At 45.0% G+C, this 13,809-nt stretch carries 15 protein-coding genes, 1 tRNA gene, 1 rRNA gene and 1 riboswitch; of the genes, 4 read left to right on the plus strand and 13 right to left on the minus strand.

The genetic code is table 11. The features are described 5' to 3' along the window. A 5S ribosomal RNA gene (rrf, locus tag L2D08_RS11890) occupies positions 1-83 on the minus strand; the annotation flags it as partial. 324 nt (positions 84-407) lie between these two features. Between rrf and L2D08_RS11895 the strand changes: the two genes are divergently transcribed. Then, positions 408-1,040, plus strand: coding sequence for an MgtC/SapB family protein (locus tag L2D08_RS11895; RefSeq protein ID WP_375337582.1), 633 nt, complete (start codon positions 408-410; stop codon positions 1,038-1,040). Between the two features lie 71 nt (positions 1,041-1,111). Here L2D08_RS11895 and L2D08_RS11900 read toward each other — a convergent pair. The 8 genes from L2D08_RS11900 to L2D08_RS11935 all read right to left on the minus strand — a co-directional run bounded on the left by L2D08_RS11900 (position 1,112) and on the right by L2D08_RS11935 (position 7,873). After that, positions 1,112-1,184 (minus strand) — tRNA-Ala (locus L2D08_RS11900). 92 nt (positions 1,185-1,276) lie between these two features. Continuing rightward, on the minus strand, positions 1,277-2,632 hold the full coding sequence (locus L2D08_RS11905) for a glucose-6-phosphate isomerase (RefSeq protein ID WP_242234000.1): 1,356 nt from the start codon (positions 2,630-2,632) through the stop codon (positions 1,277-1,279). 107 nt (positions 2,633-2,739) lie between these two features. Beyond that, on the minus strand, positions 2,740-3,897 hold the full coding sequence (locus L2D08_RS11910; RefSeq protein WP_242234001.1) for an iron-containing alcohol dehydrogenase: 1,158 nt from the start codon (positions 3,895-3,897) through the stop codon (positions 2,740-2,742). 100 nt (positions 3,898-3,997) lie between these two features. Next, positions 3,998-5,242: a Glu/Leu/Phe/Val family dehydrogenase gene (locus tag L2D08_RS11915; RefSeq protein WP_242234002.1), complete on the minus strand. Its 1,245-nt coding sequence runs from the start codon at positions 5,240-5,242 to the stop codon at positions 3,998-4,000. Positions 5,243-5,342: 100 nt separating this feature from the next. Beyond that, entirely contained in the window at positions 5,343-5,708 is a 366-nt protein-coding gene (gene yugI / locus L2D08_RS11920) for a S1 domain-containing post-transcriptional regulator GSP13 (RefSeq protein WP_050183036.1), read from the minus strand. Positions 5,709-5,821: 113 nt separating this feature from the next. After that, positions 5,822-7,006, minus strand: coding sequence for an aminotransferase (locus L2D08_RS11925; RefSeq protein WP_242234003.1), 1,185 nt, complete (start codon positions 7,004-7,006; stop codon positions 5,822-5,824). Next, complete coding sequence (locus tag L2D08_RS11930) at positions 7,006-7,506, minus strand: Lrp/AsnC family transcriptional regulator (protein ID WP_242234004.1); 501 nt, start codon at positions 7,504-7,506, stop codon at positions 7,006-7,008. The genes L2D08_RS11925 and L2D08_RS11930 overlap by 1 nt, the downstream gene beginning before the upstream one ends. A 103-nt stretch (positions 7,507-7,609) precedes the next feature. Then, the gene (locus L2D08_RS11935) at positions 7,610-7,873 is read right to left on the minus strand and encodes a DUF1871 family protein (protein ID WP_242234005.1); all 264 of its coding nucleotides are present in this window, start codon (positions 7,871-7,873) and stop codon (positions 7,610-7,612) included. A gap of 52 nt (positions 7,874-7,925) precedes the next feature. Between L2D08_RS11935 and L2D08_RS11940 the strand changes: the two genes are divergently transcribed. Next, the gene (locus tag L2D08_RS11940) at positions 7,926-9,095 is read left to right on the plus strand and encodes a MalY/PatB family protein (protein ID WP_242234006.1); all 1,170 of its coding nucleotides are present in this window, start codon (positions 7,926-7,928) and stop codon (positions 9,093-9,095) included. A 36-nt stretch (positions 9,096-9,131) separates the two neighbouring features. On the opposite strand, the gene queE is transcribed toward L2D08_RS11940, so the two are convergent. The 4 genes from queE to L2D08_RS11960 form a co-directional block, all read right to left on the minus strand. After that, positions 9,132-9,842, minus strand: coding sequence for a 7-carboxy-7-deazaguanine synthase QueE (gene queE / locus L2D08_RS11945; protein ID WP_242234007.1), 711 nt, complete (start codon positions 9,840-9,842; stop codon positions 9,132-9,134). Then, positions 9,839-10,276 carry a 6-carboxytetrahydropterin synthase QueD gene (gene queD / locus L2D08_RS11950; RefSeq protein WP_242234008.1) on the minus strand — a complete coding sequence of 146 codons (438 nt, stop codon included), beginning with the start codon at positions 10,274-10,276 and terminating at the stop codon, positions 9,839-9,841. The genes queE and queD overlap by 4 nt, the downstream gene beginning before the upstream one ends. Beyond that, the gene (queC, locus tag L2D08_RS11955; RefSeq protein WP_242234009.1) at positions 10,273-10,938 is read right to left on the minus strand and encodes a 7-cyano-7-deazaguanine synthase QueC; all 666 of its coding nucleotides are present in this window, start codon (positions 10,936-10,938) and stop codon (positions 10,273-10,275) included. The genes queD and queC overlap by 4 nt, the downstream gene beginning before the upstream one ends. A gap of 73 nt (positions 10,939-11,011) precedes the next feature. Then, positions 11,012-11,055: riboswitch (PreQ1 riboswitch) on the minus strand. A gap of 25 nt (positions 11,056-11,080) precedes the next feature. Further along, the gene (locus L2D08_RS11960) at positions 11,081-11,296 is read right to left on the minus strand and encodes a hypothetical protein (protein WP_242234149.1); all 216 of its coding nucleotides are present in this window, start codon (positions 11,294-11,296) and stop codon (positions 11,081-11,083) included. Positions 11,297-11,429: 133 nt separating this feature from the next. On the opposite strand from L2D08_RS11960, the gene kapB reads away from it, so the two are divergent. Further along, complete coding sequence (kapB, locus tag L2D08_RS11965) at positions 11,430-11,822, plus strand: kinase-associated lipoprotein KapB (RefSeq protein WP_242234010.1); 393 nt, start codon at positions 11,430-11,432, stop codon at positions 11,820-11,822. A 94-nt stretch (positions 11,823-11,916) separates the two neighbouring features. Further along, positions 11,917-13,779 (plus strand): transglycosylase domain-containing protein, encoded by a 1,863-nt coding sequence (locus L2D08_RS11970; protein ID WP_242234011.1) that lies wholly within the window; start codon positions 11,917-11,919, stop codon positions 13,777-13,779. The last annotated feature ends 30 nt before the right edge of the window (positions 13,780-13,809 follow it).

A 13,809-nucleotide genomic window follows, 5' to 3' on the forward strand; every position in this document is an offset into this window, starting at 1 on the left:
CCCCAACTACCATCGGCGCTGAAGAGCTTAACGGCCGTGTTCGGGATGGGAACGGGTGTGACCTCTTCGCTATTGCCGCCTGACTTTTTTACGACATTTATTATTATAACATATTAAACAAATTTAGCAATCCATTTTTCAAAGAAACCTGTGAGCAATTTGTTTTTTACTGCTAACGACAAAAAATAATATATCATAACTTTTTACCTTTATGCAAGCATTTTAAGAAGAATATTTTCTTCTTTCTCAAACTGAAAAGAAACTCACGTATAATTATCTATCCTGTATAATATGAAACAAACACCTAAAGACCCTCCTTTATAGGAAGGCGGCAGATTGTATGGAATGGAAAATGATACTTCGCTTTACTGCTTAAGCCTGGGTTATCCGGCGGACTCGAGGCCATTATAGGGTTAGATCGCGAATTAAAAAGCAAGCCGGCCGGCTTAAAAACAAGCATCGTGATCTCCGTTATCAGCTGCCTGTTAACCTCTGTTTCAGTGGAATCTGTTTATTTTTATCATGGAGATGCCGGTGTAAATGTGACCATGGATCCTTTGAGATTATCCGCCCAAATTGTTTCGGGCATTGGTTTTCCCGGTGCAGGTGTAATCCCGCACCGGGAAAATGACACCATTTCCGGCTTAACGACCGCGGCCATGATCTGGGGCGCTGCAGGTATTGGTATTATTGTCGGTGCCGGCTTTTATGCGGCGGCACTTGCAGGTATAATCCTTATTATCCTGGCTGTAGAAATGCTGCCTGTTGTTCTTCGGTTTGCCGCTCCAAGCCGCCTCCAGGAAAAAGGCCTGCACATTAAATTAAGAACTGCCTCGCACCATTATGTTAAAGAAACTTTAAAAGACGTAAAAAAAGGCAAAATTACAGTTAAAGAAATTCGTATTTTATATGATGAAAAGCGCCATACTCATTCACTGGTTTTTGCCGCAGGTGTACATTTCAAAAGACGAACTACAGAAATTTATTATACCCTATATGAAATTCCCCATGTGCAATCTGTCGAGCTTGAAAGCACATAAGCAGACTTCCTTCTTCTTTTAAACAATAAAAAAGCTGTTCCAATTGGAACAGCTTTTCATTCATCAATATATGGAGACTATCGGGATCGAACCGACGACCTCTTGCATGCCATGCAAGCGCTCTCCCAGCTGAGCTAAGCCCCCGTTTTTAAGCTATATGTATTTCTTAGCGTCTAGATTATATTATAAAGATTTTTTCAGCTAATGCAAGTCTTTTTTAAAAAACTTCGGGGGAATTATTCCCCGCGAAGTCGTTTTTCAAGCTCGGCTTTCTTTTCTTCAAAACCTGGTTTACCAAGAAGCGCAAACATATTCACTTTATATGCTTCTACGCCCGGCTGGTCGAACGGGTTCACACCAAGAAGGTAGCCGCTGATTGCGCATGCTTTTTCGAAGAAATAAACTGTGTAGCCGAATGTGTACGCGTCCATAGCTGGAATAGAAACGGTTAAGTTCGGTACACCGCCATCCGTATGGGCAAGAAGGGTTCCTTCAAATGCTTTATTATTCACGAAGTCTACTGTTTCACCTGCCAGGTAATTTAACCCATCCAGATCATTTTCTGCTTTTTCAATCGTTAAGGACTTGCGCGGGTTTTCAACACGAACAACGGTTTCAAACAAGTCGCGGCGCCCTTCCTGAACATATTGGCCCAACGAATGAAGATCGGTTGAGAAATTGGCAGACGATGGATAAATACCTTTAAAGTCTTTTCCTTCACTTTCCCCAAATAACTGCTTCCACCACTCAGAGAAGTATTGAAGCCCCGGCTCATAGTTAATCAACATTTCAATTGTTTTGCCTTTGTTGTACAAAATATTGCGAACTGCTGCGTACTGGTACGCTTCATTTTCTTGAAGTTCAGACGAGCTGTACGCTTCACGAGCATCGCGAGCTCCCTGCATCATGGCTTCAATATCCGCCCCTGCTGCTGCAATTGGCAGAAGGCCTACGGCTGTCAAAACAGAATAACGGCCGCCGACATCATCAGGAATAACGAATGTTTCGTATCCTTCTTCATCCGCAACGGTTTTTAAAGCGCCGCGTGCTTTGTCCGTCGTTGCGTAAATACGGCTCTTCGCTTCTTCTTTTCCGTATTGTTTTTCAAGCAGGTCACGGAACAAGCGGAATGCAAGCGCCGGCTCTGTTGTAGTACCGGATTTAGAAATAACATTAATTGACCAGTTTTTCCCTTCCAGCACTTCGATAAGGTCACTCATGTATGTAGAACTAATGTTATTTCCGGCAAAGAATACTTGCGGGCCGTTGCGCTTTTCAGATGAAAGCACGTTATAGAAGCTGTGGTTCAGCATGTCAATCGCTGCACGGGCGCCAAGGTAAGAGCCGCCAATACCGATTACCACTAAAACATCAGAGTCCTGGCGGATTTTTTCGGCCGCTTTTTGAATACGGGCGAATTCTTCTTTATCATAATCAACCGGAAGGTCGATCCACCCAAGATAGTCGCTTCCTTGGCCTGTTTTTTCATGTAAAGAATGGTGAGCTACTTTTACAGCGTCTTTTAAATAATCGATTTCATGTTCTCCGAAAAAAGGCAGTGCATTTGAGTAATCAAACTTAATATGCGTCATTCTTCATTACCCTCCATCTAAACGGTATTTTTCCACTTAACTGTATACGACTGTACGCGGTTTCGCAAGGAAAAAAACAAGGAAAAACCGGGCTTAATTCCGCCCGGTTAAAGTGACGCACGTAAGATCGCGACCACGTCTTCCCGATCCAATTTAGTAAAATTCCCAAACGGACCATTAAATAACGTTTTTCCCGCCATTTCCTCAAGACGGCTGTCATCAATATCGTAGTCAGCAAGGCGTGACGGAGCCCCGATTGATGTCCAGAATGTACGAAGTGCTTCAATCCCTTCCAAGCCCGCTTCGCGATCTGATTTCCCTTCTGGGTCTACATCAAAAACACGCACCGCGAGCTGCTTGAAGCGTTCCGGTTTCACATCGATATTGTGGTTCATCCAATTCGGAAAAATAATCGCCAGGCCGCCGCCATGCGGTATGTCATATACAGCTGACACTGCATGCTCAATGTTATGGGTTGCCCAGTCGCCGCGGTACCCCATTTGCAGCATACCGTTTAATCCAAGCGTACCGGCAAACATTACGGTTTCACGCAGCTTTTCATCCTGAAGGTTATTCATAAGCGCCGGTGCTTTTTCTATCAGTGTTTTCATTGTCCCTTCAATTAAACGATCCTGCACATCGGTTTCCTCTGCATTGTGGAAGTACTGTTCCAACATATGTGACATCATATCTACGATCCCATAAACGGTTTGATCACGCGGCACCGTTAATGTCCATTTCGGATCACAAATAGAAAATTTCGGGAAGGTGTGCGGGCTTCCCCATCCAAGTTTTTCATTTGTATCCCAGTTTGTAATAACGGATCCAGAATTCATTTCAGAAGCAGTCGCTGCGTGGGTTAAAATTGTTCCAAATGGGAGCGCTTCTTCCACAGTGGCTTTTCGTGTAATAAAGTCCCATGGATCTCCTTCAAATTTTGCGGCTGCTGCAATCGCTTTGGTACAGTCAATCACACTGCCGCCTCCAACCGCAAGAATAAAAGAAACATCATTTGCCCGGCACAGTTCTGCGCCGCGCTTGACCGTTGAAAGACGAGGGTTCGGTTCCACGCCGGAAAGCTCCGTAATATTAAAGCCGTCCAGCTGCTCAATGACTTCATCGTAAAGACCGCTTTTTTTAATGCTGCCGCCTCCATAAACGAGAAGGATGTTTTCACCAAACGAAGCAACATTATCCCGTAATTGCATCGCCGTATCTTTACCGAAAATCCACTTTACCGGATTCCAATACACAAATTGATTCATTTACTTCAGCTCCTTTTCTTTTTCATTATGCGAAAGAAGCTGTTTGTTTTTCAACTGATTGACCTTGAGGCATAAAAAAACCGGCTGATCATCAGCCGGTTTATACCCATCCTCTAAACTTGGAAGCTTCTGCCGCGCGGCGTACTCCGACCATGTAGGCGGCAAGACGCATATTGACACCGCGTGTTTGCGCCACTTCATAAATATTATCAAATGCTTTTGTTAAGTTGTCATGCAATTTTTTATTTACTTCTTCTTCCGTCCAATAGTAGCCCTGGTTGTTTTGCACCCATTCAAAGTAAGATACCGTTACACCACCAGAGCTTGCCAGAACATCCGGAACAAGCAAAATATCGCGTTCTGATAAAATCTTTGTTGCTTCAAGCGTTGTCGGTCCATTTGCCGCCTCTACTACAATGGATGCTTTAATATTATGTGCATTGTCAGCGGTAATTTGATTTGAGATAGCCGCCGGCACCAAAATATCACAATCCATCTCTAAAAGCTGCTGGTTTGTAATTGTATTATCAAACAGTGTCGTAATCGTCCCAAAACTATCGCGGCGGTCTAATAAATAGTCAATATCGAGACCGTTCGGATCATAAAGTCCGCCATACGCATCTGAAATACCAACGACTTTCGCTCCGGCATCATGCATAAATTTCGATAAAAAGCTTCCGGCGTTTCCAAATCCCTGAACGATCACGCGAGCGCCTTTAATATCAATGTTTCGCTTTTTAGCAGCTTCGTGAATACAAATCGTTACACCTTGGGCAGTCGCCTTTTCACGGCCATGTGATCCTCCAAGTGCGAGCGGCTTTCCGGTAATAAATCCAGGTGAATCAAATTCACGAATCCGGCTGTATTCATCCATCATCCAGGCCATAATCTGGGAGTTCGTATACACATCCGGAGCTGGAATATCTTTTGTCGGGCCGACAATCTGGCTGATCGCCCGAACATAGCCACGGCTGATATTCTCAATTTCACGCATAGACAGCTGACGAGGATCACATACAACGCCGCCTTTTCCGCCGCCATATGGAAGATCTACAATGCCAGCTTTCAGCGTCATCCACATCGATAGCGCTTTCACTTCTTCTTCATTAACTTCAGGGTGAAAGCGGACTCCGCCTTTTGTCGGGCCAGGTGCGTCATTGTGCTGCGCCCGGTAGCCGGTGAAAATTTTAACCGATCCATCATCCATTTTCACCGGAATGCGCACCGTCATCATCCGGAGCGGCTCTTTCAACAGCTCGTACATTTCTTCTGTGTAACCGAGTTTTGTCAGCGCTTCTTTAATGACATTCTGGGTTGATGTGAATAAGTTTAAGTTCTCAGCCATGTACCTTCGCCTCTTTTATTCTCATTTTTTCAATCTTGCTTTTTGCTTCCGTTTTCATTTTCATTTTACGCCGGTGCAAGGATGATTCGCAAGCAATCCGTCACCCTTTTTTTCGTTCTTCTTTCATTGATTGCTCGATCCACTCCTGCAGCTTGTCCTGTAGTGGATGGAAACCGTCTCCGTCATCATCAATGCGAATACCGCGCCGATGGTTTCGGCCCCCTTCGTCTGTTGCCCGGATCGACAAGCTGATCTTGCTTTCGTCTTCATTTACCGATAGCACTTTTACCGTAATTTCATCGCCCACCGTTAAATAATCATGGACATCACGGACAAATCCATGGGTAATTTCCGAAATGTGGACAAGTCCCTGACGGCCATGATCCAGCGCTACAAATGCACCATATGGCTGGATGCCGGTAATTTTCCCGGTCACAATTTGTCCCGGTTCAAATTTTGGTTCCATCAAATCTCTCCAGTTTTTTTGTGGTTTCTTGTTTTATGCGTCGCGATATTATATCACACTTTTGATTGACATAACATTATCTACCGGTTTTTTAACAAAAAAAGAAGTGCCGTTTACACGGCACTTCTTTTCTGCTTCTCTAAAAAGCGGCTAATTCGTTTGATGGCTTCCTGCAGCTGGCTCATAGAGGATGCATAGGAACAACGAATATACCCTTCCCCTCCCTTACCGAACACGGAGCCCGGCACTACAGCGACTTTTTCTTCAAGCAGCAGCGCTTCGGCAAACTGTTCAGAAGTTAAACCTGTTGATTGAATGGATGGAAACACATAGAAAGCACCGCCTGGCAAATGACAGTCAAGACCGATTTCTTTAAACGACTGCACCATGTAATTACGACGCTGCCGGTAATCTTTTTTCATGCTTTCCACGTCCGCCATTCCGTTCTGCAAAGCTTCGACGGCTGCATACTGTGCAGGTGTAGAAGCACACATCATCGTATATTGATGAATTTTCAGCATGGCCCGTGAGATTTCTTCGGGCGCGCATGTAAAGCCAAGCCGCCAGCCGGTCATGGCAAATCCTTTGGAAAAGCCGTTAATTAAAATCGTCCGCTCCCGCATTCCACTAAGTGATGCGATCGATGTGTGTGATTGGTCGTATGCCAGCTCTGCGTATATTTCATCCGCAATTACAAGCAAATCGTGTTTTTTCACAATCGAAGCGATCGCTTCAAGATCCTCCCGGTCCAGCTGGGTGCCGGTCGGGTTATTTGGATAGCAAAGCAAAACGGCTTTCGTTCTCGGGGTGATCGCTGCTTCAAGCTGCTCCGGCTGCAGTTTAAAACCGGTCTCCCCCGTTGTGCCAATCGTTACAGCATGACCGCCTGTCAACTCTACCAGGGGAGCGTAAGACACAAAGCAAGGCTCTACCACAATGATTTCATCACCCGGGTCAATAATCGCACGCATCGCAATATCGAGCGCCTGACTTGCCCCTACCGTAACAATCACTTCTTCTTGTGGAGAATAACTTACTCGAAACCGGTCTGCCATATAACGGGCGATCTCTGTCCGCAGTTCTATCAAACCGGCATTCGCCGTATACGAGGTAAAGCCTCGCTCTAATGAATTGATAGCAGCTTCCCGTACAGACCATGTAGTGACGAAGTCGGGCTCCCCTACACCGAGAGAAACAACTCCTTCCATTGTCGCAGCCAGGTCAAAAAATTTCCGGATACCGGACGGGCGCATTTTTTCCACAGACTTTGCCACATAACTTTTTTTAGTGAGTGTCATTATGGCGACACCACGATTCGGTTATCTTCACGCTTTGATGCATAAATCTTGCCATCATGCTTATATTTTTTCAGTTGAAAATGAGTAGTTGTGGAAACGACTGAATCAAGCGTAGATAATTTTTCGGAAACAAAGCGGGCAATTTCATTCATGGACTGCCCTTCAACGGTTACCGATAAATCATAAACCCCTGACATTAAATAAACAGAGCTGACTTCTTTGAAGCGGTAAATCCGTTCTGCCACTTCGTCAAAACCGACACCTCGTTTCGGCGTGACTTTCACGTCGATCATCGCCGTTACACCTGTGAAATTGTCCATCTTCGCCCAGTCAACGAGTGTGGCATAGTGAACAATCACCTTTTCTTCTTCCAGGCGGCGAATCGTCTCCGCGACTTCAGTTTCTGACGTACCGATCATTTTGGCAATGTCCACTGCCTCAAACCGTGCGTCTTTTTGCAGAATTTCCAGAATTTCCACTTCTTTTTCATTCAGCTTCATTACGAATCCTCCTCAGCGATATCAAAAGCTACATGGATCATTATAGCAAAAAACGAAACGGTTTGTGTACCTCGCTAAAAAATACGATTATATTTGTGTTTTTTCACAAAGAGCAAGAAATGGTTTGTTTAATAGAAAGCAGTTTTTTTGCGAGATGAATAGGATCCCCTCCCGGCATCGGAGCATCAAACGAATGCTCATAAATACGGCGAATCTCTGCCGCCAGCTTTTCAGCATCATCCTCCTGGTAAACCGCATAAATCACATCCGCCATTTCTGTATCGTAAAATCCTTCTCCTGCTTTATAAGGGTCAAACGCCTGCAGTACGTCTGCAAGCGCAAAGTTTAATTGAGCAGTTTCATTCATTTGTATCACCTTCCAACTTGATGTATGTTTATTGTCAAGGAGAGTGAAAGGCATGTCAAGATTTGATGAAGTCATTGAGCGCCGCGGAACAAACGCGGTAAAATGGGATGGATTAAAAACCGTATTTGGCCGCGAAGATGTCTTGCCGATGTGGGTAGCAGATATGGATTTTAAAGCGCCGGATGTTGTGATTGAAGCCATTAAACAATCAGCGGAGCATGGCGTGTACGGCTATACGATTGTACCGGACTCTACGCGGGAGGCTATCGTCAACTGGATGCAAGACCGGCATGGCTGGGCCATAAAAAAAGAATGGCTGCTGTTTAATCATGGTGTGGTTCCGTCTATTGGTGCAGCTGTTGAAGCGTTGACCGAGCCGGGAGATGCGGTGATTGTGCAGCCGCCTGTTTACAATCCATTTTTTGATATGATTCAGCGAAACGGGCGCACGCTTGTGTACAATGAGCTGCTTCTTCAAGACGGACGTTACGAAATGGATTTCGCGGATCTTGAACAAAAAATGGTTCAAGAGAAAGCAAAAATGATGGTGCTCTGTTCCCCTCATAATCCAGGCGGCCGTGTCTGGACAGCGGAAGAGCTGGCAAAAACAGCGGACCTGTGTGAAAAGCATGGCGTTATCCTTGTTTCTGATGAAATTCATTCTGATTTAACACGCACGCCTCATAAACACGTCCCCGCTGCATCACTGAAAGAAAAATATGCAGCTTTTACGATTACACTTATCGCCCCAAGCAAAACATTTAATTTAGCCGGCCTGCAGGCTTCCGCCCTTATTGTGCCGGATAAAACCATTCGTATGAAACTGCAGACGCTGTTTGCGAAACAAGGTCAGTTTACGCTGAATCAAATGGGCATTGTCGGCATGGAAGCGGCTTATCGATACGGCCATGATTGGCTCGATGAAGTGTTGGAATATATTCATGGAAATATACAGCTAGTAAAAGAATATGCAGATGAACATATTCCCGCTCTTTCTATTATGGAGCCGGAAGGAAGCTATCTCGTTTGGGTAGATTGCCGAACACTTGGCCTTTCAGACAAAGAGCTGCTGGATCTTTTTCTCAAGCATGGTGTGGCTCTCGGAAACGGTGCTAAATACGGACCGGGCGGAGAAGGGTTTATGAGGATTAATGTCGCCTGCCCGCGCTCTGCTGTGGCTGAAACGATGGAACGAATGAAAAGAGCCGTAGAATCCCTTTAATCGAAAAAAGCCAGGCCGCAGAACGGCCTGGCTTTTTTATACACCCTTTTTGTTTCCCCACACAAATGTATGAAGCTGCGGAAGCACCCGCACACGTTTAAAATCAGCATCCGGCATAACAAGATTAATCAGCCATTCATACCGGCCTGCTAAATATGCAAGCAGCCGGCTGTCATCTTCTTCATCAAGCCTGTCGTTGCCTACCTGCAAATAAAACGGCACATCCGGAAACCGCTTATGCACACTCTTTGCATAAGCTAAATCTTCTTCATTGAAAACAACCACTTTTAAGCTGACAGGCTGGCCGGCTGTCTGCGTGACAATATGAGCCAGTTTATCAAAGTCCGTCACCATGCCAGAGCTCGGCGGCTTTGGCGAAATCGTCAATTCATCAATGTCTTTAAACCAGGGCTGATACTTTGTTCCCTGCGTTTCAAGTGCAGATGTGATGCCTTTTTCTTTAAACAGCTCAAGTAACCCATCAATGTGCGGCAAAAGCGCAGGGTTGCCTCCTGAAATCGTTACATGATCAAACGTATTTCCTCCAACGCTGCAAAGCTCCGTCCAAATTTCTTCCGGTGTCATTTTGCGAATCTCGTCTTTCGCACTTCCATCCCACGTAAAAGCCGAGTCACACCAGGAACAGCGATAATCACAGCCGGCCGTCCGGACGAACATTGTCTTGCGGCCAATGACGGCTCCTTCCCCTTGAACAGTCGGACCAAAAACCTCTAATACAGGAATCATGCAAAATCACCTTTTTTCGGACGGAAAACCACATAGCTTGTTGGTGTTTCACGCACAAACACTTGAAGACATTTTGGCTTATTGGCCGTTTGATCGAGTTCTTTTTGGATCACTTCCCAAATTGTGCGGGCTACCACTTCCGTTGTGGGAAAGCGTTCTGAAAGATCTTCAGAAAAAAGCCCATCTTCGTTTAAAAGAGTATGGTCAAAACGTTTATGCACAAGTGACTTGATCAGCTGAAAATTCACCAAGAAGCCGGAATCGTTCAGCTGGTCCCCAGCAACCGTAATGTTGACGAAGTACGTATGTCCATGTATGTTCCGGCAGGATCCCGCTTCTTCATGCGGCACATAGTGCGCTGCGGCAAAATGAAAATCTTTGTTTAATTCATAGCGGAAATCGTGCGCTGGCGCTGGATAAATCTGCTGCATCATTGCACGCCGCCTCCTTTTTCCTCTATAAACTGATCAAGGCCGTTTTGACGCAGCTGGCACGCCGGGCATTCACCGCACCCCGATCCCTTTATTCCGTTATAGCAGGTAAGCGTCCGATCCCGTACATATTCAAAAGCGCCCAGTTCATCGGCAAGCTTCCATGTTTCTTTTTTATCCAGCCACATAAGCGGGGTATGAATCACAAAATCATGATCCATTGATAAGTTAAGCGTGACATTCAATGATTTTACAAAAGAATCACGGCAATCCGGGTAGCCGCTAAAATCTGTTTCGCATACGCCTGTTACAATGTGACGGGCTCCAGCCTGCTTCCCAAGAATCGCCGCAAACGAAAGAAACAGCAGATTGCGTCCTTCCACAAATGTAGATGGAAGCTCTCCTTCTTTGATTTCAATATCGATATCAGAACGAGTGAGTGCACTCGGTGCCAGCTGGTTTAACAATCCCATATCAAGCACATGGTGCGGCACCTCTAAATCCGCGGCAATTTCTTTTGCCACCTCAATCTCAGCATCATGCCGCTGTCCGTAATTAAACGTTACCGCAATCACATCTTTAAAAGTTTGTTTCGCCCAGAACAAGCACGTAGTACTGTCCTGGCCGCCGCTGAAAACAACAACGGCTTTTTCATTTTTTAACATATAGTCTTCCTTCTTTCTTATTCGAAAGAAATGGAACGCGAAGACACGAGAAAAAAACCGTCATCTGCCGGTTTTTTCCTTAGTTTTTTATAGAGGGAATTCGCGAACCTCTCCCGCCCTGGAGCGGAATGTCTTCTTTCATTTATTGATAACGCTTATGCTTCGTTTTGTTGGCTCTTTGAATTTGTTCTTCCAAATGCTTTGTCCGCTCTTCTTCTTTTTTTGATATACTTTTAATTAGAAGAAACGCGCCGATTGCCATCAGCACAAACACACTCATTGAGATGGCCGCTGGAATGTACTCGCTTTTGTCTTCCGGGAAATACAAAAAATTACCAAATCCGACCAAAAGATTCATCCACACAGGCCATGCCTCCATTCGTTGTTCCCGTCTATTATAGCAGGACACTTTCATAAATCCAACTGTACGATAATGTTATTTCCATTCACACAGGAATATTGATACAATAATCCATTAAGGAGGGAAAAATATGAACATTGGTGATTTAGTAACAGCCCATTATAAATCAGGCAAATATATTGGAATGATTACTGGCATCCGCCCCGGTATCTATACAGTAAAAATCTCATCTGTTTTACGTCATCCTGCCCAGGGAGATCTGCACAATCCAAACGAAGCGGATGTGCCGTTTTTTCATGAGCGTAAAGCATTGGCGCATCACGAACAGGCGAACATTCCGGAATCAGCTGTCCACTCTTACGAAGGAGCTCCCCTGGATTACAATGAATCTCTCATCGCTGCTGTTCATAAGCTTGAAAAAAGATTAAAAGACCGGGAAAATGCTTTTTCTGCCCGCAGCCTCGAGGCACTTCAGTCTGTGAAAAAAGAATATGAACTTATGTACAAAGTTTCGTTCAAATAGCCCACTTTTGTGAAGAAGAGCCCTTTATTTCCAAAGTTATTTCCTTTATTATGGTACATATGCACGTTTAAACCTCGAAAAAGGCGGTTAGTGAATGAGAACGGTTTTAGGATATGTACTCATCATTTTACTCATCCCCCTCTCTGTTTTAACATTTTATTATGCGGATGCAGAAGCGGGAAAAGTGCAAAATTTTGATGATTACGTAGAAGAAAAGATAGTCATTAACGAAGTAGATCTGCCTCAGGCAAGCAAGATAAAAGACACAAACGGGGATATTTACGTTGAGTTATATCAGCCTAACCGAATTGTAGTCGATGGGGAAAAAATCCCTTCTTTTCTAAAAGAACTCTTTCTTCAGTCGGAAGATAAGCATTTCTATGAGCATTCCGGTATTGATGCGGCAGCTGTGATTCGTGCATTCATGGTAAACGCCCAGTCAGACGAAATTGAACAAGGCGCCAGTACGATTACCCAGCAGGTGGCACGCAATATTTATCTGACACAAGACCGGACGCTGGCACGGAAAATTGCCGAAGTGCTGTATTCCTATCAGATCGAGAAAAAACTAGATAAAGAAGAAATACTAGATTTATATTTAAATGTTATTTATTTCAACCACAACACATATGGTGTTGAAGCGGCTGCGCAGTATTACTTCCAAAAGCCGGTGGACAAGCTGTCCAAAGCACAGATGGCTTTTATTGCAGCCATCCCAAACAACCCAACTCTTTATGATCCTGAAAGAAACGTTGAAAATACGAAAAAGCGTCAGGAACGGCTGATTGATATTATGGCCCGTGAGGAATTTATTACTCCTGAGGAAGCGGAACAAATCAAAAGTGAAAAAATCACGTTGAAAGTACGGGATCGTTTAGATAAATATCCAGACTACTCAACTTACGTGATGCATGAATTCAGAGAGCTGATTTCGGAGTCGGAAGGCTTTGACCAGCAGCTTTTAAACGCTGAGGGCGACGCCCGTGAAGCGATCCAGCAAAAGCTGAGCGACCGCGTCGCAGAAGTACTGGCGTCCGGTATTGTCATTCACACAGCGCTTGACCCGGACATTCAATCAAAAGCAGTAAATGCCGTCAATAACGTGCTGGCCGGCTCATCAGTCCAGGCATCTGCTGCCGTTATTGGTAATCAATCCCATGATATTGTTGCTATGTCGGGTGGTAAAGGTTTTCAGAAAACAGCCTTCAACCGCGCTTTCCAAGGATACCGCCAGCCGGGCTCAACAATTAAGCCGCTGCTTGATTATGCGCCTTATCTGGATACGTATGGAGCGGATATCAATGAGATGGTTTCAGCGGACAATTACTGCTATCAAGGCTACTGCCCATCCAATTACAGTAAAACAGAGTATGGAATGGTGCCTATCAAAGAAGCGCTGGCCAAGTCACATAATACAGCCGCTCTGCGCCTTCTAATAAAAACAGGCATGGAACGGGCTTACAGCTACCTGGATAAGTTTGAATTTGAAAAAGTAACAGAAACTGATCATAACGCTCCTGCAACAGCACTGGGCGGCTTTGATTACGGGATGACCACATTGGAAATGGCAAGCGCCTATACATCCTTTGTTGACGGCACGTATACAAAACCTCATGCGATCAAACGTGTTACGGACTTTCACGGCAATACGCTGTTTGCATGGGATGAGGAGCCGGTCCGAGTCTGGTCAACAGCCACTTCTTACAAAATGCGGGCGATGCTGACCAATGTTGTAAAAAATGGAACCGGGAAAAAAGCGAACTTTGCTACGTCGTATATTGGTGGGAAAACCGGTACAACAAACAGCTACCGTGACCTTTGGTTTGTCGGCTTAACGGAAGGCTACACAGCTGCTGTATGGACGGGGAAAGACAAATACGAAAACAAGTGGGATAATATTCGCTTTATGGAATCCTATGCCCCGCACCAGCTGATCTGGAAACGCATTATGAGATAATGAAAACGCACATCCGAACCCGGATGTGCG

It is taken from the genome of Domibacillus sp. PGB-M46 (genome assembly GCF_022668875.1).
Lineage (GTDB): Bacteria > Bacillota > Bacilli > Bacillales > Domibacillaceae > Domibacillus.

What these genes read in the sequence shown, in the direction of transcription:
- L2D08_RS11960 (WP_242234149.1), bottom strand. Translation starts at nt 11,296, where the DNA reads ATGAATCTTTTGGTCGGATTTGGTAATTTTTTGTATTTCCCGGAAGAC.
- queE (WP_242234007.1), bottom strand. Translation starts at nt 9,842, where the DNA reads ATGATTCCTGTATTAGAGGTTTTTGGTCCGACTGTTCAAGGGGAAGGA.
- queD (WP_242234008.1), bottom strand. Translation starts at nt 10,276, where the DNA reads ATGATGCAGCAGATTTATCCAGCGCCAGCGCACGATTTCCGCTATGAA.
- L2D08_RS11915 (WP_242234002.1), bottom strand. Translation starts at nt 5,242, where the DNA reads ATGGCTGAGAACTTAAACTTATTCACATCAACCCAGAATGTCATTAAA.
- L2D08_RS11970 (WP_242234011.1), top strand. Translation starts at nt 11,917, where the DNA reads ATGAGAACGGTTTTAGGATATGTACTCATCATTTTACTCATCCCCCTC.
- L2D08_RS11930 (WP_242234004.1), bottom strand. Translation starts at nt 7,506, where the DNA reads ATGAAGCTGAATGAAAAAGAAGTGGAAATTCTGGAAATTCTGCAAAAA.
- kapB (WP_242234010.1), top strand. Translation starts at nt 11,430, where the DNA reads ATGAACATTGGTGATTTAGTAACAGCCCATTATAAATCAGGCAAATAT.
- L2D08_RS11940 (WP_242234006.1), top strand. Translation starts at nt 7,926, where the DNA reads ATGTCAAGATTTGATGAAGTCATTGAGCGCCGCGGAACAAACGCGGTA.
- L2D08_RS11935 (WP_242234005.1), bottom strand. Translation starts at nt 7,873, where the DNA reads ATGAATGAAACTGCTCAATTAAACTTTGCGCTTGCAGACGTACTGCAG.
- queC (WP_242234009.1), bottom strand. Translation starts at nt 10,938, where the DNA reads ATGTTAAAAAATGAAAAAGCCGTTGTTGTTTTCAGCGGCGGCCAGGAC.
- yugI (WP_050183036.1), bottom strand. Translation starts at nt 5,708, where the DNA reads ATGGAACCAAAATTTGAACCGGGACAAATTGTGACCGGGAAAATTACC.
- L2D08_RS11925 (WP_242234003.1), bottom strand. Translation starts at nt 7,006, where the DNA reads ATGACACTCACTAAAAAAAGTTATGTGGCAAAGTCTGTGGAAAAAATG.
- L2D08_RS11910 (WP_242234001.1), bottom strand. Translation starts at nt 3,897, where the DNA reads ATGAATCAATTTGTGTATTGGAATCCGGTAAAGTGGATTTTCGGTAAA.
- L2D08_RS11905 (WP_242234000.1), bottom strand. Translation starts at nt 2,632, where the DNA reads ATGACGCATATTAAGTTTGATTACTCAAATGCACTGCCTTTTTTCGGA.